The sequence below is a fragment of the Pseudomonas sp. PAMC 25886 genome (assembly GCF_000242655.1).
Lineage (GTDB): Bacteria > Pseudomonadota > Gammaproteobacteria > Pseudomonadales > Pseudomonadaceae > Aquipseudomonas.
This window is the reverse complement of sequence record NZ_AHHC01000020.1, coordinates 36,952-58,381: the sequence shown is the minus strand read 5'-3', so window position 1 is coordinate 58,381 and position 21,430 is coordinate 36,952. Positions and strand designations below refer to the sequence as shown.

Here is a 21,430-nt window from a genome sequence, read left to right as displayed (position 1 = left end):
TGATCACTCGTCGAGGAAGGAGCGCAAATGCTCGCTTCTCGTCGGGTGGCGCAGCTTGCGCAGCGCCTTGGCTTCGATCTGACGAATCCGCTCACGGGTAACGTCGAACTGCTTACCAACCTCCTCAAGGGTGTGGTCGGTATTCATGTCGATGCCGAAGCGCATGCGCAGTACCTTGGCTTCACGGGCAGTGAGGCCGGACAGTACGTCGCGAGTCGCTTCTTTCAGGCTCTCAACGGTAGCCACATCGATTGGCGACTGCATGGTCGAGTCTTCGATGAAGTCACCCAGATGGGAGTCTTCGTCATCACCGATCGGGGTTTCCATGGAGATCGGCTCTTTAGCGATCTTCAATACCTTGCGGATTTTATCCTCAGGCATTTCCATGCGTTCGCCCAGCTCTTCCGGGGTCGGTTCGCGACCCATTTCCTGCAACATCTGCCGGGAAATACGGTTGAGCTTGTTGATCGTCTCGATCATGTGCACCGGAATACGGATGGTGCGGGCCTGGTCGGCGATCGAGCGAGTGATCGCCTGACGGATCCACCAGGTGGCATAAGTCGAGAACTTGTAGCCGCGACGGTATTCGAACTTGTCTACAGCCTTCATCAAGCCGATGTTGCCTTCCTGGATCAGATCGAGGAATTGCAGGCCACGGTTGGTGTACTTCTTGGCGATGGAGATCACCAGACGCAAGTTCGCTTCAACCATCTCTTTCTTCGCGCGGCGGGCCTTGGCCTCACCGATCGACATGCGACGGTTGATGTCCTTGATCTCGGCGATCGTCAGACCGGTTTCGGTCTGCAATGCAGTCAGCTTCTGCTGGCAACGAACGATGTCGGCCTGGAAGCGACCAATGGCTTCAGCGTATTTGCTTTTGCCTTTGGCCAGTGCGTCGGTCCAGCTTTCGTCGACTTCGTTGCCCGGGAACTGGCGCAGGAAATCTGCACGCGGCATGCGCGCATCACGGACACAGAGCTGCATGATCGCACGCTCTTGTGCACGCAGACGCTCAAGGGCGCTACGAACCCGCTCAACCAGGCCTTCGAATTGCTTCGGTACCAGTTTGATTGGCATGAAGAGTTCAGCCAGTGCAAGCAATTCAGCAGTTGCCTGCTTGCTGCCGCGACCGTGCTTCTTCAGGGCCTTGCGAGCCAGTTCCATCTGATCGGAGACCGCGCCGAAACGCTGGGCTGCGATGATCGGATCCGGACCGCTTTCGACTTCTTCTTCGTCATCGGTGCTGGCTTCAGCTTCGTCGTCGTCGGTATCGTCGTCTGCTTTCGCAGCCTTGGCATCGATCGGTGGCGGAACTTCAGCCGCAGGTGGCGCAATGCCGTCGTCCGGGTCGATATAACCGCTCAGGACGTCGGACAGGCGGCCACCTTCGGTGGTGACGCGAGTGTACTCGGAGAGAATGTGGTCAACCGTGCCTGGGAAGTGCGCGATTGCGCCCATCACTTCACGGATGCCCTCTTCGATACGCTTGGCGATTTCGATTTCGCCTTCACGTGTCAGCAGCTCTACCGTACCCATTTCGCGCATATACATGCGCACAGGGTCAGTCGTGCGACCGATGTCGGTCTCGACCGCTGCCAACGCGGCGGCTGCTTCTTCAGCGGCTGCCTCGTCGGTATCGGCGTCGGCCAACATAAGGGCGTCCGCATCCGGAGCACTCTCGTGTACGGGGATCCCCATGTCATTAATCATGCGGATGATGTCTTCCACCTGCTCTGGATCTGAAATATCCTCAGGCAGGTGGTCGTTGACCTCTGCGTAAGTCAGATACTTCTGCTCACGACCAAGGGTGATCAACTCTTTGATACGAGACTGCTGTTGCGCTTTTCCGGACATAACACCCTATCCACTGAAGGTCTTGGCGGGCAAAAAACAAGCCGAGGATTATACCCGAGCTATGACCTCACACGCCAGCTGAGGTCGGGTTTGATGCGGAAACATTGCGACTTAAAAGGTCGCGCAGTTGATTTTTCTCTTCGGCGGTCAATTCACTCTGACGCGCTTTTCGAAGAAGTTGTTCCAGGTTTCGCTCGCGTTGACGAGCTACCAAGCTAGTAATGGTGTCGAAAAACTGTTGTTCAAGGTTATCGCCATCAATCAGCCATTCCTTTTCTGCCAATGCCTTCAGCAAGCGGCCCTGTTCAGTGCCGTGCCAGCGTGCAATCAGCTGGAATGAGTTTAGCTTAGGATTCTTCTGTACGGCTTCGAGCAGGGCCACCAACAGTTGTGTATTGGTGTGGTCTTCGGCCGCAAAGTGCCCCGCGTCTTCGACTTTTTGTGCCAACTGCGGGTGGTGCAATAACGTACGCAGGGCCGCCATGGTGGGTGGCTCTACTGCTGCTGGGACGCGTGGGCCGCGCGGTTCGTCACGGTCACCGCCACGTTTACCGTTTTTGTCCCAGGGTTTCTTGTCCCATTTCTTGCCGCCGGCGCCGGGTTTCTTCGGTGTCCACTCCTGCTGGGGCGTGTAGGCCTCCTGCGGTTGGTGGAAGTCGGAATAGTCCGGCATGGCGTCGTAATCCATGCCCGGGTCGTAGGCCGGCGGTGCCTCTTGCGGTGCGCTGTGCACCAGCTGGCTGACGGCCTCGCCACTCAAACCGGTAATTTCCAGCAGGCGCTGACGCATCAGGGTCCGCAGGTTGGCGCCCGGGACCTTGTCGATCAGCGGTGCCGCGAGGGTGACCATGTGGGCCTTGCCTTCGAGGGAGCGCGGGTCGGACTCTTCGGTCAGTTGCTGGAAAAAGTAATCGGCCAGCGGTTGTGCATGTTGGTTGATGCGCGCGCGGAACGCGTCGGTGCCTTCGGAGCGGACCAGGGTGTCCGGATCTTCGCCTTCGGGCAGGAACAGGAAGCGCGCGCGCCGCCCGTCCTGCAGGCTCGACAGCGTCGATTCAAGGGCGCGCCATGCCGCATTGCGGCCAGCCTGGTCGCCGTCGAAGCAGAACAGTACGTTGGGCACCACGCGAAACAGGCGCTTCAAGTGCTCTTCGCTGGTCGCGGTACCCAGGGTCGCCACGGCGTTGCGCAAGCCTTGCTGGGCCAGGGCAATCACGTCCATATAGCCTTCAACCACGATGATTTCGTCGAGGTTGCGGTTGTTCTTGCGCGCTTCAAACAGGCCATAGAGTTCCTGGCCTTTGTGAAACACCGGGGTTTCCGGTGAGTTCAGGTATTTGGGTTTGTCGTCCCCCAGCACCCGGCCGCCGAACGCGATGATACGGCCGCGACTGTCGCGGATCGGGAACATCACCCGGTCGCGGAAACGGTCATAACGCTTGCCGGTCTCGGCGTTTTCCACCAACAGGCCGGCGTCGATCATGGCTTTTTGCTGCAGGGTGTCGCTGCTCAGGTGCTTGTACAGATTGTCCCAGCCAGGCGGGGCGAAGCCGAGGCCGAAGTCGCGGGCGATTTCACCGGTCAGGCCGCGGCCCTTGAGGTAATCGACGGCGGCTTTGCGCTGCGGGTGGCTTTTCAGCGCCTGGCGGTAAAAATCGGCGGCGGCGGTGAGCAGCGGGTACAGCGGCGAATCGGTGGGTTGCCGCGGTTTGTGCGGGCGGCCACTTTCTTCGCGGGGGATTTCCATGCCGGCGGCTTTCGCCAGTTCCTCGACGGCCTGGGGGAAGTCCAGGTTGTCGTGGTCCATGATGAAGCCGAGGGCATTGCCGCCGGCGCCGCAGCCGAAGCAGTAGTAGAACTGCTTGTCGGGGCTGACGCTGAACGATGGCGTCTTTTCCTTGTGGAACGGGCAGCAGGCGGTGTAGTTCTTGCCGGCCTTTTTCATTTGCAGGCGCGAGCTGACAACATCGACGATGTCGGTGCGGTTCAGAAGGTCGTCAATAAAGCTCTGGGGAATTAGCCCGGCCATGGCGTTCTCGTCATCACTGCGTGTAAAAGAGGGCCCGCAACGTGCTCAAGGCACGCAGGGTGTGCGGCTCGATCAACTGTCGTCTGCTTGGTCTGTCAGGAAGTGTATCTGCCGAACATTCACTGACGTTAGTTCCGATCAGTGCCCGGCGTAGAAATGTTGCCCGGGAGTCCGGTCTTGGCCATGTGGGGGCCTCGGAAGCTCATCGGTGGGCGCAGCCGACCTGTTGATCGCCTGTTAAAAAGTAAGTGTGCTCGTCAGTAGCCTTGTTAGGCTCGTCAGAAGAGACGTGCACCGCTGGCAAAAGAGCCAGTCCTGACGTGTGAAGCAGTTCGTTTCAGTCGCATGTGCGGCGTCAACGATGAAGCATCAAGCGATATCCGCAAATGCCAACAGCCCGGCTGAGGGCCGGGCTTGGCAGAAGCTTGCTACGAACGTCTGTGTATTAGTACAGACGAACGGCGCGGCGCTGCTCGCGCTGAACTTTCTTGGCGTGACGCTTAACAGCGGCTGCTGCTTTACGCTTACGCTCAGAAGTTGGCTTCTCATAAAATTCGCGGCTACGAACTTCAGCCAGAACACCGGCTTTTTCGCAGGAGCGCTTGAAACGACGCAGAGCTACGTCGAAGGGTTCGTTCTCTTTTACTTTGACGGCTGGCATCCAGAGCTACCTTCTTTCATTACCGGGAATCAACGTTCTCGTCGCAAAAAATTCGCGGCTGAGGTCGTCGGTTTTTAAGGGTTGCGGATGTTAACCCCTCATTGCCCGGAATGCAAAGCCTCTGATCGAAAACCGCTAGTCGGGAGGGGGAGCGACGACTATTATGCGCGCCTTCGAATTCAGCCTCTACAAGGCGCAAACCCATGCTAGTTCTGGGATTAGAAACCTCGTGCGACGAAACCGGTGTCGCACTTTACGACAGTGAACGCGGGCTTTTGGCCGACGCGCTGTTCAGTCAGATCGACCTGCATCGTGCCTATGGTGGCGTGGTGCCGGAGCTGGCCAGCCGTGACCATGTCAAACGCATGCTGCCTTTGATTCGCCAGGTGTTGGACGAGGCCGGCTGCGTGCCGACCGAGATCGACGCCATTGCTTATACCGCAGGCCCTGGATTGGTCGGAGCCCTGCTGGTTGGGGCCTCTTGCGCCCAGGCGCTGGCCTTTGCCTGGGGTATTCCGGCCCTCGGCGTGCACCACATGGAAGGCCATTTATTGGCGCCGATGCTGGAAGAAAATCCGCCGCAGTTCCCGTTCGTCGCTTTGTTGGTCTCGGGTGGCCATACGCAGCTGGTTCAGGTGGACGGAATCGGCCAGTACACGCTTTTGGGCGAAAGCCTGGACGATGCCGCCGGTGAAGCATTCGACAAGACCGCGAAGATGATGGGCCTCAATTATCCAGGCGGCCCGGAAATCGCGCGGCTGGCGGAAAAAGGCATCCCGGGGCGCTACACCTTCCCGCGTCCGATGTGTGATCGCCCGGGCCTGATGTTCAGCTTCAGCGGCCTGAAAACCTCTGCCCTGAACACCTGGCAGCAGAGCGTCAGCGCCGGAGACGACAGTGAGCAAGCCCGTTGCGACATCTCTCTGGCGTTCCAGCAGGCCGTGGTGGAGACTTTGACCATCAAGTGCAAGCGGGCCCTGAAGCAGGCGGGTATGAAGCGCCTGGTGATCGCCGGCGGCGTCAGCGCCAACAAGGCATTGCGCAGCTCACTGGAGAAAATGCTCGGCGACATGAAGGGCGATGTGTTTTATGCCCGTCCCGAATTCTGCACCGATAATGGCGCGATGATCGCCTATGCCGGTTGCCAGCGCTTGCAGGCCGGCCAACATGAGAGCCTGGCTATCAGCGTGCAGGCGCGCTGGCCGATGGAGCAGTTGCCGCCGTTGTAATCGGCAACGTGAGCCAGGTTCGACGGGCGTATTTAAAAATGCCGTTCGCGCCCGGCAAACAGGTCGCGTAAATTGCCCCGGTGGCGCCAGACGATCAGCAGCGTAAGCACGCTCATCGGCACCAGCGCCGCCGGCGCCTGCCAGGCCAGCAATGGCAGGGTCAGGGGCGTGGCGATCAGTGCGGCCAGCGAGCTGGTGCGGGTCAGGTAGAAGGTCAGCAGCCAGGCCAGGATGGCCAGCAGCGCCGCCGGTGGGTAGATCCCCAGCAGCATGCCGGCCGCTGTCGCGACGCCCTTGCCGCCGCGAAAGCGGAAGTACAGTGGGAACAGGTGGCCGAGTACGGCGCAGACGCCAATCCAGGCTTGCTGTTGCAGCGAAAGCCCGGCCAGGTCGGCGATCAGCACCGGCAACAGGCCCTTGCAGACGTCGCCGAACAGCGTCAGTACGGCGAGTTTCTTGCCGGCCAGGCGCAACATGTTGGTGGCGCCGGCATTGCCTGAGCCACTCATTCGCGGGTCGGGATTTCCCGTCAGGCGGCTGAGCAAAATGGCGAAGGACAGCGAGCCGAGCAGGTAGGCGAGAGTCGCCAGTAACCAAAACATGCTAACTATTCCGGGCGAGGACGCCCTGATTCTAACGGGGCATCGCGCCCTTGTCGTGCAGCGGAGAAGAGTGCTTGGACAGAGTGTTTATCGAAGGCCTGGAAGTCGACACCGTGATCGGGGCTTACGACTGGGAGCGCGGTATCCGGCAATGCCTGCGTCTGGACCTGAGCTTCGCCTGGGATAACCGCCCGGCCGCTGCCGGTGACGACCTGACCCTGGCCCTGGATTACGCCAGCGTGTCCGCCCGCATCCAGGCCTTTGCCGAGCAGGCACAATTCCAGCTGGTGGAAACCTTCGCCGAGCGCCTGGCCGAAGTATTGATGAGTGAATTCCAGATTCCCTGGCTGCACCTCAAACTGACCAAGCCCGGCGCCGTTCCGGCTGCCAAGGGCGTGGGCGTGGAGATCGAGCGCGGATGTCGCTAACTCAGGTTTACCTTGGCCTTGGCAGCAATATCGAGCGTGAGGCGCACTTGTGCGCAGGCCTCGACGCGCTGGCGGGCTTCCTGACGGATATTCGTTGCTCGCCGGTGTTTGAAAGTCAGCCGGTGGGCATCAAGAGCGGGCCATTCTTCAATCTGGTGGTGTCGGCCTATACCGACCTGCCGTTGATGGAACTGGACCGCCGACTGAAGTTCATTGAGGCCGACAATGGCCGCTACGCCCCGGACCGCAAGGGCTTGCCTCTGGACATCGACGTGCTGCTGTACGGCGAGCTGGTGGGTAACTTCGATGGCCTGATTCTGCCCCGGGCCGAGATCCTGAAGAACGCGTTTGTGCTGTGGCCGCTGTCGTTGATGGCGCCGGAGCGTGTGCATCCTGAGGCGGGCAAGTCATTTGCCGCGCTTTGGCAGGATGCACAGATCGATCAGGTATTGGCGCCGGTCGCATTCGTGTGGCGGGATCAGTCGTTGACGCCGGATGCGCTCTTGTAGGCTTTCAACGCCTTGAGGCGTTCGCGTTTGAGCGCTTCGCCCAGCTCGGGGCCTTTGAAGCCTTGTTCCAGTAGCGGCGCGACCGCCACACCTCTGGCCGCCAGCGCCGCGCCACGTAAATAATCCGCCTGTGGATAACTTCTCTGTTCCAGGCCTTTGCGGCCGCGGGCGTCCATTTCGCACGCCACCACGAACTCTTCAAAACGCTGCGGGCGACGGTAAACGTCAAAGCTTTGCAGCAACTCCAGCAACGTCGAGGGCCTCAGCTCCAGCGCTCGATGGGCGTGGGTGTGATATTCGCCCACCAGCAGCGCCAGTTCCTGGCAATCCCTTGGCACCTTGAAGCGTTCGTTCACCGCCTTGATCAGCTTCAGGCCGCGATGCTCATGGGCAATGTGCTGCGGCAACTTGTCCACAGGCGTGATGCCCTTGCCCAGATCGTGCAACAGGCAGGCCCAGCGCACGGTCAGCGGTTGGGCATGGAGGGCAGCCTGTTCCAGCACGCTCAGGGTGTGCACGCCGGTATCGATCTCGGGGTGATGAGCTTCGGGCTGCGGTACGCCAAACAGCGCGTCGATTTCCGGCATCAGGGTTTTCAGGGCGCCGCAATCGCGCAGTACCTGGATAAACACCTGCGGCTGATTTTCCATCAGGGCGCGGGAAATCTCCTTCCAGCTGCGTTCGGGCGTGAGGGCTCCCAGTTCGCCGGAGTCGCTGAGTTCGCGCATCAGCTCCAGGGTTTCTGGTGCGACGGCAAAGCCGAGGCTGGCGTAACGCGCAGCAAAGCGGGCAACGCGCAGGACACGGAGCGGATCTTCGGCAAATGCGGGAGAAACGTGGCGCAGAATGCGTGCTTCCAGATCTTCCTGGCCGTGATACGGATCGGTGAGGTTGCCGTTGTCATCCTCGGCCATGGCGTTGATGGTCAGGTCGCGGCGGATCAGGTCTTCTTCCAGGGTGACTTCGGGGCTGGCGTGAAACACAAACCCGCCATAACCCCGGCCGCTCTTGCGCTCCGTACGGGCGAGGGCGTACTCGTCGCCGTTTTTCGGGTCAAGGAATACGGGGAAGTCAGCGCCCACGGGCTTGTAGCCCAAGGCGAGCATTTCTTCAGTGGTAGCACCGACTACGACGCGGTCGACATCGGTAACGGGGATGCCCAGCAGGCGATCACGTACCGCACCACCGACTTTGTAGATTTGCATGAAAAAGCCTCCATTAGCGGCACAGGATAACGCCTGCAGCGCGCCAATGGAGGCTTTGCGGTTTCACAGATGCACAACGGCCAGGTCGAGGCGCCCGTAGTCATTATCGCTGTGGTCGTTGCGGGGTGGAACATGGTGGGTTTTCATCACCTGATCGCCTTGCAGCGTTTCGAGGTGGATATCGAACCCCCACAACCGGTGCAGGTGCTTGAGGACCTCCTCAGTGGACTCTCCCAGCGGTTTGCGGTCGTGCTGCTGGTGGCGCAGGGTCAGCGAGCGATCGCCGCGTACGTCGATGCTGTAGATCTGCACGTTGGGTTCGCGGTTGCCCAGGTTGTACTGCGCCGCCAGGGTTTCGCGGATGGTGCGGTAACCCGGTTCGTCATGGATCGCCGGTACCAGCAGATCGTCCTTGAGGTCGTCATCCATGATGCTGAACAACTTGAGGTCACGAATCACCTGGGGAGACAGGTACTGCAGGATGAAGCTCTCATCCTTGAAGCTGCTCATGGCGAACTTGATGGTGGACAGCCAATCGCTGCCGGCGATGTCGGGGAACCAGCGGCGGTCTTCTTCGGTGGGGTGTTCGCACATGCGCCGGATGTCCCGGTACATGGCAAAACCCAGGGCATACGGGTTGATACCGCTGTAGTAGGGGCTGTCGAAGCCCGGCTGGAACACCACGCTGGTGTGGGACGTCAGGAACTCCATCATGAAGCCGTCGGTGACCAGGCCTTCGTCGTACAGGTCGTTCATCAGGGTGTAGTGCCAGAACGTGGCCCAGCCCTCGTTCATCACCTGGGTCTGGCGCTGTGGATAGAAGTACTGGGCAATCTTGCGCACGATCCGCACGATTTCCCGCTGCCAGGGCTCCAGCAACGGCGCGTGTTTTTCGAGGAAGTACAGGATGTTTTCCTGCGGTTCGGCGGGGAAGCGCGCATTGTCCTTGTCGCTGTTCTTGCCGGCGCGTTTGGGAATGGTGCGCCACAGGTCGTTGATCTGCTTTTGCAGGTGCTCTTCCCGGTCCTTCTGGCGCAGGCGTTCTTCTTCGGCGGAGATCGGGTAAGGGCGCTTGTAGCGGTCGACGCCGTAGTTCATCAGGGCGTGGCAGGAATCCAGTAGGTCTTCCACCGCATCGATGCCGTGGCGCTCCTCGCACTGCATGATGTACTGCTTGGCGAACACCAGGTAATCGATGATCGAGCTGGCATCGGTCCAGGTGCGAAACAGGTAGTTGCCCTTGAAAAAGCTGTTATGCCCGTAGCACGCGTGGGCTACCACCAGCGCTTGCATGCAGATGGTGTTTTCTTCCATCAGGTAGGCGATGCATGGGTCGGAGTTGATGACGATTTCGTAGGCCAGGCCCATCTGGCCGCGGGTGTAGGACTTTTCGGTGCTGAGGAAGTGTTTGCCGTAGGACCAGTGGTGATAGCCCAAGGGCATGCCCACGGACGCATAGGCGTCCATCATCTGTTCGGCGGTGATCACTTCGATCTGGTTGGGGTAAGTATCCAGGGCGTAACCCGCCGCGATGCGGCTGATTTCCCGGTCATAGGCCTGGATCAGTTCGAAGGTCCATTCGGACCCCGTGGATATGGGTTGGCGCTTATGCTCTTTGGCGGTCATGTCACTAACCTGCGCTGGAAGAGTTCACGGAAGACCGGATAGATATCGCCGGCCGAGACCAATTGTTGCTGTGCGAAGGTGTCAGCGAAGGCTTCGCTGATGCGCTCGTATTCGAACCACAGGGCCTGATGCTCGCGCGGGGTGATTTCGACGTAGGTGTAGTACTGCACGAACGGCATGATCTGGTTGATCAGGATGTCGCGGCAGATCGGCGAGTCGTCGTTCCAGTTGTCGCCGTCGGAAGCCTGGGCGGCGTAGATGTTCCACTCGTTGGCCGGGTAACGCTCGGCCATGATCTCCTGCATCAGCTTCAAGGCGCTGGAAACGATGGTGCCGCCGGTTTCCCGCGAGTAGAAGAACTCCTCTTCGTCGACTTCCCGGGCGCTGGTGTGATGGCGGATGAACACCACATCGATCTTGTCGTAGTTACGCTTGAGGAACAGGTACAGCAGGATGAAGAAGCGCTTGGCGATGTCCTTGGTCGCCTGGGTCATGGAGCCGGACACGTCCATCAGGCAGAACATCACGGCCTTCGAGCTGGGGTTGGGTTGCTTGACCAGCAGGTTGTACTTCAGGTCGAAGGTGTCGAGAAACGGCACGCGGTGAATCCGAGCGCTGAGTTTGGCGATTTCGGCCTCGATTTCCTGAATATCGCCGAAGTTGTCCGGTTCTTCGCGTTTCAGGCGTTCCAGTTCGGCTTTGGCATCCCGCAGTTTCGCCCGGCTGCTGCCAGACAGGGCTATACGTCGCGCATGGGCCGAGCGGAGGGTGCGGATGATGTTGATCCGTGACGGGTTGCCTTCGTTGCTGATGCCGGCACGTACGGTTTTGAAGGTGTCGGTACCGGTCAGATTACGTTTGACCAGGTTGGGCAGTTCCAGGTCTTCGAACATGAACTCCAGGAACTCTTCCTGGGTGATCTGGAACACGAATTCATCCATGCCTTCACCAGAGTTGCCGGCCTTGCCCGGGCCTTTGCCGCCCGCACCGCCTTGGGGGCGCTGGATATGTTCGCCGCTGGTGAATTCCTTGTTGCCGGGGTGCACGACAGTCTGTTTGCCGCCCCGGCCGTGGTGCAGCACCGGTTCATCGATGTCACGTCCGGGAATGCTGATCTGTTCGCCATGCTCCATGTCGGTGATGGAGCGGCGGCTGACGGCCTCTTCGACGGCCTTTTTGATGTGGTCACGGTAACGCCGCAGGAAACGCTGGCGGTTTACCGTGCTCTTGTTCTTGCCATTGAGACGTCGGTCGATCACATAGCTCATGTGGGAGCCCTCCGGGCAGCTTCAAGTTACAAGCTTCAAGCGGCAAGCTGGAAGCTTAAAGACAAGCGGTCGATTGCCAGGCTGTCCGGCGTACCGGGAGCCTGGCCTTTCACGCTTGTCGCTGCCTTACTGCGATTTGCGAACCCGCAGGTACCACTCGGAGAGCAGTCGTACCTGTTTGTCGGTGTAGCCACGCTCGACCATTCGAGTGACGAAGTCGTTGTGTTTTTGCTGATCCTCCTTGCTGGCCTTGGCGTTGAAGCTGATGACCGGCAGCAGATCCTCGGTGTTGGAGAACATTTTCTTCTCGATGACCACCCGCAGCTTCTCGTAGCTGAGCCAGGTAGGGTTCTTGCCGTTGTTGTTGGCCCGGGCGCGCAGCACGAAGTTGACGATTTCGTTGCGGAAATCCTTCGGATTGCTGATGCCGGCGGGTTTTTCGATCTTTTCCAGCTCCTCGTTGAGGGCTACGCGGTTGAGGATTTCGCCGGTTTCCGGGTCGCGGTATTCCTGGTCCTGAATCCAGAAGTCTGCGTACAGCACGTAGCGGTCGAAGATGTTCTGGCCGTATTCGCTGTAGGACTCCAGGTACGCGGTCTGGATTTCCTTGCCGATGAACTCGATGTAGCGCGGTGCCAGGTATTCCTTGAGGAAGCGCAGGTAGCGCTCGCGGGTTTCAGCCTGGAATTGTTCCTGTTCGATCTGCTGTTCCAGCACGTAGAGTAGGTGCACCGGGTTGGCGGCGATTTCGTGCGGGTCGAAGTTGAAGACCTTGGACAGGATCTTGAACGCAAAGCGTGTCGACAGGCCGTTCATGCCTTCATCCACGCCCGCGGTGTCGCGGTATTCCTGGATCGACTTGGCCTTCGGATCGGTGTCCTTGAGGTTTTCGCCGTCGTATACCCGCATCTTCGAGTAGATGTTGGAGTTTTCCGGCTCCTTGAGGCGCGACAGGACGGTGAACTGGGCAAGCATCTTCAGGGTGTCAGGCGCGCAATGGGCCTTGGCCAGGGAGCTGTTGAACAGTAGTTTGTCGTAAATCTTGATTTCATCGCTGACCCGCAGGCAGTACGGCACCTTGACGATGTAGATCCGGTCGATGAAGGCTTCGTTGTTCTTGTTGTTGCGGAAGGTGTGCCATTCCGATTCGTTGGAGTGGGCCAGCAGGATCCCGGTAAACGGAATTGCCCCCAGGCCCTCGGTGCTGTTGTAGTTACCTTCCTGGGTGGCGGTGAGCAGTGGGTGCAGCACCTTGATAGGGGCCTTGAACATCTCCACGAATTCCATCAGGCCCTGGTTGGCCCGGCACAGTGCGCCCGAGTAGCTGTACGCGTCGGCATCGTTCTGCGGGAATTCTTCCAGTTTACGGATATCGACCTTACCCACTAGCGCCGAGATGTCCTGGTTGTTTTCGTCACCCGGTTCGGTCTTGGCCACGGCAATCTGGTTGAGGATCGATGGATAGAGCTTCACCACCCGGAATTGGCTGATGTCGCCGCCAAACTCGGCCAGGCGCTTGGTCGCCCAGGGCGACATGATGGTGTTGAGGTAGCGTCGTGGAATGCCGAAGTCTTCTTCGAGGATCGCGCCATCTTCCGTGGCGTTGAACAGCCCCAGGGGCGACTCGAACACCGGCGAGCCCTTGATGGCGTAGAACGGCACCTTCTCGATCAGTTGTTTGAGTTTCTCGGCCAGGGACGACTTGCCGCCGCCGACGGGACCGAGCAGGTAGAGGATCTGTTTCTTCTCTTCCAGGCCTTGGGCGGCATGGCGGAAATACGAGACGATCTGGTCAATGCATTCTTCCATGCCGTGGAAGTCTTCAAAGGCCGGGTAGCGGCGGATCACCTTGTTCGAGAAAATTCGCGACAGGCGCGAATTGGCTGCGGTGTCTACCAGCTCCGGCTCGCCGATCGCCAGTAGCAGGCGTTCAGCGGCAGACGCGTAGGCGCTGCGGTCCTTTTTGCACAGTTCGAGATACTCCTGAAGCGAGAGCTCTTCCTGGCGGGTGGACTCGAAGCGTTGTTGGAAGTGGCTAAAAATACTCATGACGTCGTCACCTCGCTCGATACGTGGAGCCGACGCCGGATCAATCAGTCGATGCTGGCAGTCATTGGTGGACACCAATGGCCGTTTTCCCCCCAGAACACCCTGAAACGCTACCGATGACCCGCACGCCGGTGTACCGGCTCTCCCCTGTTTTGGATGGCCTGCGCTTAAGGATAGTTCGGAATCAGGGAGGTCAAGGCGCGATACGAAATTAGTTTGGCCGCGCCGTTCGTCAGAAACGGCGCTAGGCCAAGCGTCACGCGGGATAGAGGGGTTTGAAAAAAATTATTGCGCGTCGCCTGCGGCAATTTCTGCAGGATAGGTCGCACGCCATAGCTCAAAGCCACCGTCCAGGCTGTAGACGTCGGAGAAGCCCTGGCTGACCAGATAGGCCGCCGCGCTTTGGCTGGAGTTGCCGTGGTAGCACGCCACAATCACCGGCGCGTCGAGGTCGGCGGCACGGATGAAGTCGGCGATGTTGTGGTTGTCCAGGTGTTGGGCGCCAGTGATGTGGCCGGCGATGTAGGTCGGCTGGTCGCGGATGTCGACCACCACGGCGCCTTGCTCGCGCAGGGCCTGGGCTTGTTCGGGCGGGATACGTTTGAATTCAGTCATGGCGGGCTCCTTTTGGCCTGTATGAAAGCGCGGTTCAGCGCTTTGCCGTGGCCTGCAGTTGTTCGGGGATCGGGGCGTCGCACTGGCAGCTGGAACGCTCGCCAGTGTCGATGTTCATCAGGGTCATGGCGCCGCCCCACACGCAACCGGTGTCGAGGGCGAACACGCCCGGTTCATCACATTTGCCTTCCAGGGCTGCCCAGTGGCCGAAGATGATCTTCGTGTCACGGGTCTTGCGCTCCTTGTGAGCGAACCAGGGTTTGTAGCCGGGCAGGGCAGTGTCGGCGCCTTCCTTGCTCTTGAGGTCCAGCTTGCCTTCGGCGGTGCAGAAGCGCATGCGGGTGAAGTAGTTGGTGATCACCCGCAGGCGGGCGACGCCGGTGAGTTCGTTATCCCACTTCACGGGATCGTTGCCGTACATGCCGTCCAGATAAGCTGTGTACAGGTTGTCGTCGGCCAGGGCAGCTTCGACTTCGCCTGCGCACTTCAGGGCTTTCTTCAGCGTCCACTGTGGCGGAATGCCGGCATGCACCAGCGCCATGTCGCGGCTTTCGTCGTAGTGCATGATTTTTTGCCGGCGCAACCAGTCAAGCAACTCGGCGCGGTCCGGCGCCTCGAGGATTTCCCGCAGGGTGTCGCCCTTTTTCAGGCGCTCGATGTTATTGCCGGCCGCCAGCAGGTGCAGGTCATGGTTGCCCAGCACGCACACCAGGGAATCGCGCATGCCATAAAGGAAGCGCAGGGTCTCCAGGGATTGCGGGCCACGGTTGACCAGGTCGCCCACGAGCCACAGGCGATCCTTGGCCGGGTCGAAGGCCACACGGTCGAGCAGGCATTTGAGCGGTTCCAGACAGCCTTGCAGGTCGCCGACAGCGTACGTCGCCATCAGTGCAGGGCTCCCGGCACTGCCAGGCGGAACGGGGCGATGATGGCGTCGAAGTGTTTACCGTCGTCGGCGAGCATCTGGTAGCTGCCTTGCATATTGCCGACGCGGGAGGTCATGACGGTGCCACTGCTGTAGGTGTGGCTCTTGCCGGGGGCGATCAGCGGTTGTTGGCCGACCACGCCGGCGCCGCGTACTTCCTCGACCTGGCCGTCACCGTCGGTGATGACCCAGTGGCGCGACAGCAGCTTGGCGGGCAGTTCACCGTTGTTTTGCACCGTAATGGTGTAGGCGAACGCAAAACGGTTCTGCTCGGGTTGCGATTGTTCCGCCAGAAAGCGGGTGACGACGCTGACGTCGATCTGATAACGAGGATCGGACATGCAAGAGGCCTTAAAAGCAAAAGCGGGGGAACAGCGGATGCCGGTCAGTCTAGGCCAACTGATGGGCACTAGGCCAGACATGCTGTCTGGCCGTGCCCGACTTTGCTTTATTCAGCCGCTGGCGCTGGCTGAATGGCGAGCTGATCAGCCAGGCGCACGAAGGCGGCCAGGTCCAGTTGCTCGGGGCGCAGGCTGCCGTCGACGCCGGCGGCTTCGATTTCGGCGTTGCTGAGCAAGGCCTTGAGCGTATTGCGCAGGGTCTTGCGGCGTTGGTTGAACGCTTCGCGCACCACGCGCTCCAGCAATTTGTGATCTTTGGCCGGGTGCGGCAACACCGCGTGAGGCACCAGGCGCACGATGGCGGAGTCGACCTTCGGCGGCGGGTTGAATGCGCCAGGCCCAACGTTGAATAGATGCTCAACCCGGCAATGGTACTGAACCATGATCGACAGACGACCCCAGTCACCACCGCCAGGGCCCGCAGCCAGACGCTCGACCACTTCCTTTTGCAGCATGAAGTGCATGTCGCGGATGATGCCGGCGTTGTTCAGCAGGTGAAAAATCAGCGGGGTGGAGATGTTGTACGGCAGGTTGCCGACCACACGCAGGCTGTTGGGCGCGGCGTTGAGGCTGTTGAAGTCGAACTTCAGTGCATCGCCCTGATGCAGGTTGAAGTTGGGCATGCTGGCGAATTGCTGGTTGAGGATCGGGATCAGGTCCTTGTCCAGCTCAACCACGTCCAGCTGGCCGCCGCTCTTCAGCAGGCCTTGGGTAAGGGCGCCCTGGCCCGGGCCGATTTCTAGCAGGCGGTCTTCGGGCTTGGCGTGAATGGAGCGCAGGATGCGATCAATCACGCCAGCGTCGTGCAGGAAGTTTTGCCCGAAGCGCTTGCGCGCCCGGTGTTGGTAATGCTCGGTCATATACGGGTCTCGGCCATCTGATAGGCGGTTTCCAGGGCCACGTGCAGGCTGCCGGTATCGATCTTGCCGCTGCCGGCGAGGTCCAGGGCGGTGCCATGGTCGACGGAGGTGCGGATGATCGGCAGGCCCAGTGTCACGTTGACCGCAGCGCCGAAGCCTTTGTACTTCAGCACGGGCAGCCCCTGGTCATGGTACATCGCCAGCACTGCATCGCAGTGCTCCAGATATTTGGGGGTAAACAGAGTGTCGGCAGGCAATGGGCCGCGCAGGTCCATGCCCTCAAGGCGCAGACGCTCCAGGGTTGGTTCGATGATGTCGATTTCTTCATGGCCCAGGTGGCCACCTTCACCGGCGTGGGGGTTGAGCCCGCAGACCAGGATGCGTGGGTGGGCGATGCCGAATTTCTGTTGCAGGTCGGCGTGCAGGATGCGTGTGACACGCTCCAGTCGCTCGGGGGTAATGGCGTCGGCAATCTCGCGCAGGGGCAGGTGAGTGGTCACCAGTGCCACCCGCAGGTCGCCCGTTGCCAGCATCATCACCACTTGTTCGGTAAGGGTCAGCTCAGCGAGGAATTCGGTATGGCCGGAAAAGGCGATGCCCGATTCGTTGATCACGCCCTTGTGCACGGGGGCGGTGATCATCCCGGCGAAATCCCCGTCGATGCAGCCTTGGCCGGCCCGTGTCAGGGTTTCCAGGACAAAGGCAGCATTGGCCTTGTCCAGTTGCCCGGCGACGACCTTGGCTGGCAGCGGGGTATCCCACACGTACAGGCTGTTGGCCGGCGCCGGCAGATCAGGCCAGTTGCCCGGGCCTACCGACAGCAGATCGACAACCACACGCAGCTGCGCGGCCCGCTCAATGAGCAGGTCGCGGCTGGTAATGGCAATCAGGGGGTGTGGCTGGGGGTGCGAGGCGAGCAGCAGGCACAGGTCAGGACCAATGCCGGCCGGCTCGCCGGGTGTCAATGCGAAACGCTTGGGTTTCACTGGGCTGCCTGGTCGGTGCCTGTTTGGTCGGCACCAGGAAGCTTGTTCTCAACGTAGGCTTCGTCACGGATCTGACGCAACCAAGTCTGCAGCTCTTCATCGTACTTGCGGTTACGCAGTACGGTCAGTGCTTGTTGCTCGCGGGCCTGAGCGGTGTTGTCAGTGGCGCGACGGCCAAGGACTTCCAGCACATGCCAGCCGTATTGGGTCTTGAACGGTTTGGACAATACGCCTTGCGGAGTCTTGGCCATGACGTCCTGGAACTCTGGAACCAATGCTTTCGGATCGATCCAGTTCAAATCGCCGCCGTTAAGCGCCGAACCCGGGTCTTCGGAGTAGCTCTTGGCCAGTTCGCCGAAGTCTTCGCCCGCTTCGATGCGGTCATAGAGCTTCTGCGCCAGTTCCTTGGTTTGTGCTTCGGTACGGATCTCGCTTGGCTTGACCAGGATGTGACGAACGTGAACTTCGTCCTTCATCTGGGCTTCTTCGCCGCCACGCTTGCCGAGCAACTTGAGGATGATGAAGCCGCCCGGCGTACGGGCCGGCTGGGTGATGCCACCGACTTCCATGGCGCTCAGCTCGCGGTCGAACGGAGGTGGCAGTTGCGCGGCTTTACGCCAGCCCATGTCACCGCCTTCGAGGGCGTTATCGCTGCCGGACTGGGCAATGGCCATCTGCGCAAAGTCAGCACCTTGCTTGAGACGGTCATAGATAGCCTGGGTTTTCGCCGCTGCAGCATTGAGCTGTTCGGCATTCGCGCTGTCTGGCGTAGGGATCAGGATATTGGCCAGGTGCAGCTCTTCGGAAAGCTGCATCTTGCCGAGGTCAGAGGCCAGGAAGTTCTTCACTTCCTGCTCGGACACCTGAACCCGCTCGGCCACACGGCGCTGACGCACACGGCTGATGATCATTTCGCGACGAATCTGGTCACGGGCGTCCTCATAGGACAGGCCGTCGTGAGCCAGGGCGGCGCGGAACTGATCAACACTCATGTTGTTGCGCTGGGCGATGGTGCCGACAGCCTGGTTCAATTCTTCGTCGCTGATACGGATACCGGAACGATCGCCGATCTGCAGTTGCAGGTTTTCAACGATCAGGCGCTCAAGCACCTGTTGGTCCAGCACGCTGGTAGGGGGGACGCCGCCGCCACGTTTGGCGATGGTTTGCTGAACTTCCTTGACCCGTTGGTCCAGTTGGCTCTGCATGATCACGTCGTTATCGACGATGGCCACTACCTTGTCCAGCGGTTGAACCGCCGCGTGAGCGGCGGCAGTACCCAGGAACAGCGCGCCCAGCATCAGCGGGCGCAGACAATCAGAAAGCTTGGTCTTCACGTTCACGATAACCTTCAATGCCTTTGTCGAGGAAGCTCTCTACCTTGGCGCCGGTCAGGCCGCCGAGTCCTTTAAGGACGACTTGGAAGAAGAGCCCGTGGTCACCCTTTTCGTTCAGCGGGGCAGCCTGGGTGTATTCGTCGTTGGAGACCCAGTAACGGTTGATTACACGCAGTTTCCAACAGCAGTTGTCGTACTCGAAACCACCAAAGGCTTCCAGGGTGCGGTTGCGGGCATAGTCATACTGCCAGCGGGTGATCAGGTTCCACTGCGGAATGATCGGCCACATCATCGAGAAGTCGTGTTGCTGGATTTTGTAGTAATCCTTCACGAAGTTGTCGGTGCCCGGAGTGCCATAGTCGCCGCCGAACTGCCACTTGCCCGTCGACTGGTTGTAGACGACCTGGTCATTGCGATAGCGGTAGCCGACGTTGATAACCTTGTTCGGGTTGTCTTCCGGCTGATAGTGGAACATCGCGCTCCCGGAGCGTGGGCTGTGGCTGTCGGTGTCCCAGTTATAGTCTGCAGTAGCGCGCCAGTCGCGGTTGAAGCGGAACTCGTAATCCAGTGCGATAGGGGAGACGTTCGAGTGCGCATCGTCGCGGGTCTTGGCATCAATACCTGGCAACTGGACTTCGCGATCCTTGAAGTACAGGGCCTGGCCGATGGAGACGCGTTGACGCTCGAAGCCGTTGTCCTGAATCCAGCGGCTGGTCACGCCGAGGGACAGTTTGTTCTCGTCGCCGATACGGTCGCTTCCGACGAAGCGGTTGTCGCGGAACAGCGATGAGTAGTTAAACGTTGTCTCACTGGTGTCGAATACCGGAATGTCGGTTTGATCTTTCTCAGGTACATAGAGGTAGAACAAGCGTGGTTCCAGGGTTTGGCGATAGTTGTCGCCGAACCATTGGGTATTGCGGTCAAAGTAAAGGCCGCTATCGATACTGGCGATCGGTACTGCACGGTCCTCAGAGCTTTTGAAGCTCTCGCCAAGCGAGGAGGAGCCAAGGCGATTGGTGACCAGGTCATTCTTGCCGATGCTGTCCAAGTCCAGATCGTACTTGGTGTAAACGTACTTCAACTTCGGCGTGATGAAACCGTAGGTCCAGTTCAGTGGCAGCGAGACGCTAGGTGCCAGGTTCAGGCGGTTACCGTTCGCACGGTTCAGGCCGGCTACGTTTTTATCGAGTCGGTCAGATGTAAGGCCGTCCTCGTCGGTAAACGTGCCGTTCTCAAGGTCTCGTTCGAACCTGACTGCCTCAGTCTCATAGGCAAACTCCAGACCGGCTGGATGATATGGCAGCGTGCCGTTGAACGTGAGCTGGGGCAGCCTGTTGTAAGGCGTAATATTGGAGATAGTCGCCAGCTGATAAGCCTGGACGTTCAATCGCGCCGTATAGCTGTCGCCGCGATAGCTTACGGAACCCTGTTGGTTGACGTATTCCTGGCTCTGAACGCCAATCTGGTACGACTTCAGGTCCTGGAAGTAATACGGGTCGCTGATCTTGGTGTAGTCGACCTGTGTCAGCAGGCGTGAATCCAGACCGCCCTTGTGCTGCCAGTTGAGCATGTAGCGGGTTTTTTCGTAGTCGGTCTGGTTTTTGCGCTCGTCGTTATCATCGTTCAGGTACGCGCCGCCGAACTGGCCTTCGCTGGACTTGGTGAGGTAGCGGAACTCGCCTTCCATCAACAGGCCGCGCTTGGTCATGTATTGCGGGTACAACGTGGCGTCGTAGTTCGGCGCCAGGTTGAAGTAGTACGGCGTAACCAACGTGAAGCCAGTCTCGCCGCCGGTGCTGAAGCTCGGCGGCAGGAAGCCGGATTGACGACGGTTGTCGATCGGGAAATAGATGTACGGGGTGTAAAGGATCGGAATGTCCTTCACTCGCAACGTCACGTTGGTCGCGGTACCGAAACCGGTAGCCGGGTTGAGCGTGATGTTGTTGCCCTTGAGCTGCCAGGCGTTGCTGTTCGGCTCACAGGTGGTGTACGTACCGTCCTTGAGACGGATGATCGCGTTCTCTGCACGCTTGGCGTACAGCGCGTTGCCGCGGATGCGCGATTTGTGCATCACGTATTCGGCGTTGTCGACCTTGGCGGCGCCGGTGTCCAGTTGGACTTCGGCGTGGTCGCCCACCAGCAGGGCGCCGTTGTCGCGCAGACGGACGTTGCCGTTCAGCTCGCCACGGTTCTCGGCCTGGTACAGGTTGGCCTCGTCGGCCTCGACCTGCATGCTGCCCTGGCGCATGACGACGTCACCGGCCAGGGAGGCAATCTGTTGTTCCTGCTCGTAACGAGAGGCCTTGGCACCGATGAAGGTCGGTGCGTCGCTCTTGTTCGTCTTGTCGTTCATGCCAGGACGAATCGGCTCGATGTACGCGCCGGAGCAATACGGGCCGGTTTCGGCCAGTTGCGCAGCGGTGAGCTTCTCGCGAGGGACCCAGTCCAGATGGCTGTAGTCGGCGCTGCGCGAACGCAGGCCCCGGCCCTTGGCTTCGGTGACCAGTGCGGTCTGCGGCACGGCCTCGGCACCACCGGCAGACTCGCCTTGCGGCGTGCCGCTGGCGGAGCTGACGGCACTGCCGTCATGCACCGGGCGTGGTGGCAGCGGGGCTGCGGCCGTCTTCGGCGCGCAATCCCAGGCACCCGAAGCAGAGACTGAGCAGTCATACTGTTCCGCGGCGACCACGAATGAGGTGGCGAAAGGTTGCATGGCCAGCAGACTGCCGGTTACCAGCAACGGAAATTTTCTACGAAACGCGGGGGATTTCAATGCCATCTTATTAGTCCGGGCTTCCTGCGTGCCATCTGCCCGCGGTGTGGGCCGCACGCCTCTCGATGGTCTGAAA

Annotated in this window: 18 protein-coding genes; 3 read left to right on the top strand and 15 right to left on the bottom strand. The window is 60.0% G+C overall.

The window, feature by feature from the left end:
- Positions 1 to 3: 3 nt before the first annotated feature.
- The 3 genes from rpoD to rpsU all read right to left on the bottom strand — a co-directional run bounded on the left by rpoD (position 4) and on the right by rpsU (position 4,544).
- Positions 4 to 1,854 carry an RNA polymerase sigma factor RpoD gene (gene rpoD / locus MUM_RS0104215; RefSeq protein WP_010167380.1) on the bottom strand — a complete coding sequence of 617 codons (1,851 nt, stop codon included), beginning with the start codon at positions 1,852 to 1,854 and terminating at the stop codon, positions 4 to 6.
- A gap of 67 nt (positions 1,855 to 1,921) precedes the next feature.
- A complete protein-coding gene (gene dnaG / locus MUM_RS0104210) occupies positions 1,922 to 3,883 on the bottom strand; it encodes a DNA primase (RefSeq protein ID WP_010167378.1) in 1,962 nt (653 codons plus the stop codon).
- A 445-nt stretch (positions 3,884 to 4,328) separates the two neighbouring features.
- Positions 4,329 to 4,544 carry a 30S ribosomal protein S21 gene (gene rpsU, locus MUM_RS1000000133000; RefSeq protein WP_002551877.1) on the bottom strand — a complete coding sequence of 72 codons (216 nt, stop codon included), beginning with the start codon at positions 4,542 to 4,544 and terminating at the stop codon, positions 4,329 to 4,331.
- Between the two features lie 203 nt (positions 4,545 to 4,747).
- On the opposite strand from rpsU, the gene tsaD reads away from it, so the two are divergent.
- The gene (gene tsaD, locus MUM_RS0104200) at positions 4,748 to 5,773 is read left to right on the top strand and encodes a tRNA (adenosine(37)-N6)-threonylcarbamoyltransferase complex transferase subunit TsaD (RefSeq protein WP_010167287.1); all 1,026 of its coding nucleotides are present in this window, start codon (positions 4,748 to 4,750) and stop codon (positions 5,771 to 5,773) included.
- A 32-nt stretch (positions 5,774 to 5,805) separates the two neighbouring features.
- On the opposite strand, the gene plsY is transcribed toward tsaD, so the two are convergent.
- Complete coding sequence (plsY, locus tag MUM_RS0104195; RefSeq protein WP_010167285.1) at positions 5,806 to 6,375, bottom strand: glycerol-3-phosphate 1-O-acyltransferase PlsY; 570 nt, start codon at positions 6,373 to 6,375, stop codon at positions 5,806 to 5,808.
- 74 nt (positions 6,376 to 6,449) lie between these two features.
- Here plsY and folB point away from each other — a divergent pair, with 74 nt between their 5' ends.
- Both folB and folK read left to right on the top strand, forming a co-directional pair.
- On the top strand, positions 6,450 to 6,803 hold the full coding sequence (gene folB, locus MUM_RS0104190; protein ID WP_003211007.1) for a dihydroneopterin aldolase: 354 nt from the start codon (positions 6,450 to 6,452) through the stop codon (positions 6,801 to 6,803).
- Entirely contained in the window at positions 6,794 to 7,312 is a 519-nt protein-coding gene (gene folK, locus MUM_RS0104185) for a 2-amino-4-hydroxy-6-hydroxymethyldihydropteridine diphosphokinase (RefSeq protein WP_010167283.1), read from the top strand. Before folB ends, folK begins: the two co-directional genes overlap by 10 nt.
- Here the strand turns inward: folK and MUM_RS0104180 are convergent.
- The 11 genes from MUM_RS0104180 to MUM_RS0104130 form a co-directional block, all read right to left on the bottom strand.
- Complete coding sequence (locus MUM_RS0104180) at positions 7,282 to 8,517, bottom strand: multifunctional CCA addition/repair protein (protein ID WP_010167281.1); 1,236 nt, start codon at positions 8,515 to 8,517, stop codon at positions 7,282 to 7,284. The genes folK and MUM_RS0104180 overlap by 31 nt on opposite strands.
- A gap of 63 nt (positions 8,518 to 8,580) precedes the next feature.
- Positions 8,581 to 10,143 (bottom strand): SpoVR family protein, encoded by a 1,563-nt coding sequence (locus MUM_RS0104175; RefSeq protein WP_010167279.1) that lies wholly within the window; start codon positions 10,141 to 10,143, stop codon positions 8,581 to 8,583.
- Positions 10,140 to 11,411 (bottom strand): YeaH/YhbH family protein, encoded by a 1,272-nt coding sequence (locus MUM_RS0104170; RefSeq protein WP_003211000.1) that lies wholly within the window; start codon positions 11,409 to 11,411, stop codon positions 10,140 to 10,142. Before MUM_RS0104170 ends, MUM_RS0104175 begins: the two co-directional genes overlap by 4 nt.
- A 126-nt stretch (positions 11,412 to 11,537) precedes the next feature.
- Entirely contained in the window at positions 11,538 to 13,460 is a 1,923-nt protein-coding gene (locus MUM_RS0104165; protein ID WP_003210999.1) for a PrkA family serine protein kinase, read from the bottom strand.
- A 285-nt stretch (positions 13,461 to 13,745) separates the two neighbouring features.
- A complete protein-coding gene (gene glpE / locus MUM_RS0104160; RefSeq protein WP_010167278.1) occupies positions 13,746 to 14,075 on the bottom strand; it encodes a thiosulfate sulfurtransferase GlpE in 330 nt (109 codons plus the stop codon).
- Between the two features lie 34 nt (positions 14,076 to 14,109).
- Positions 14,110 to 14,961, bottom strand: coding sequence for a symmetrical bis(5'-nucleosyl)-tetraphosphatase (locus tag MUM_RS0104155; protein WP_010167277.1), 852 nt, complete (start codon positions 14,959 to 14,961; stop codon positions 14,110 to 14,112).
- Positions 14,961 to 15,341 (bottom strand): Co2+/Mg2+ efflux protein ApaG, encoded by a 381-nt coding sequence (apaG, locus tag MUM_RS0104150; protein WP_003210996.1) that lies wholly within the window; start codon positions 15,339 to 15,341, stop codon positions 14,961 to 14,963. The genes MUM_RS0104155 and apaG overlap by 1 nt, the downstream gene beginning before the upstream one ends.
- Before the next feature lie 107 nt (positions 15,342 to 15,448).
- Positions 15,449 to 16,261, bottom strand: a complete 813-nt coding sequence (gene rsmA, locus MUM_RS0104145) for a 16S rRNA (adenine(1518)-N(6)/adenine(1519)-N(6))-dimethyltransferase RsmA (protein ID WP_010167276.1) — start codon at positions 16,259 to 16,261, stop codon at positions 15,449 to 15,451.
- Positions 16,258 to 17,247 (bottom strand): 4-hydroxythreonine-4-phosphate dehydrogenase PdxA, encoded by a 990-nt coding sequence (pdxA, locus tag MUM_RS0104140; protein ID WP_010167274.1) that lies wholly within the window; start codon positions 17,245 to 17,247, stop codon positions 16,258 to 16,260. The genes rsmA and pdxA overlap by 4 nt, the downstream gene beginning before the upstream one ends.
- On the bottom strand, positions 17,244 to 18,581 hold the full coding sequence (locus MUM_RS0104135; protein ID WP_442962323.1) for a peptidylprolyl isomerase: 1,338 nt from the start codon (positions 18,579 to 18,581) through the stop codon (positions 17,244 to 17,246). The genes pdxA and MUM_RS0104135 overlap by 4 nt, the downstream gene beginning before the upstream one ends.
- Entirely contained in the window at positions 18,562 to 21,360 is a 2,799-nt protein-coding gene (locus MUM_RS0104130; protein WP_010167270.1) for an LPS-assembly protein LptD, read from the bottom strand. Before MUM_RS0104130 ends, MUM_RS0104135 begins: the two co-directional genes overlap by 20 nt.
- Between the last annotated feature and the right edge of the window lie 70 nt (positions 21,361 to 21,430).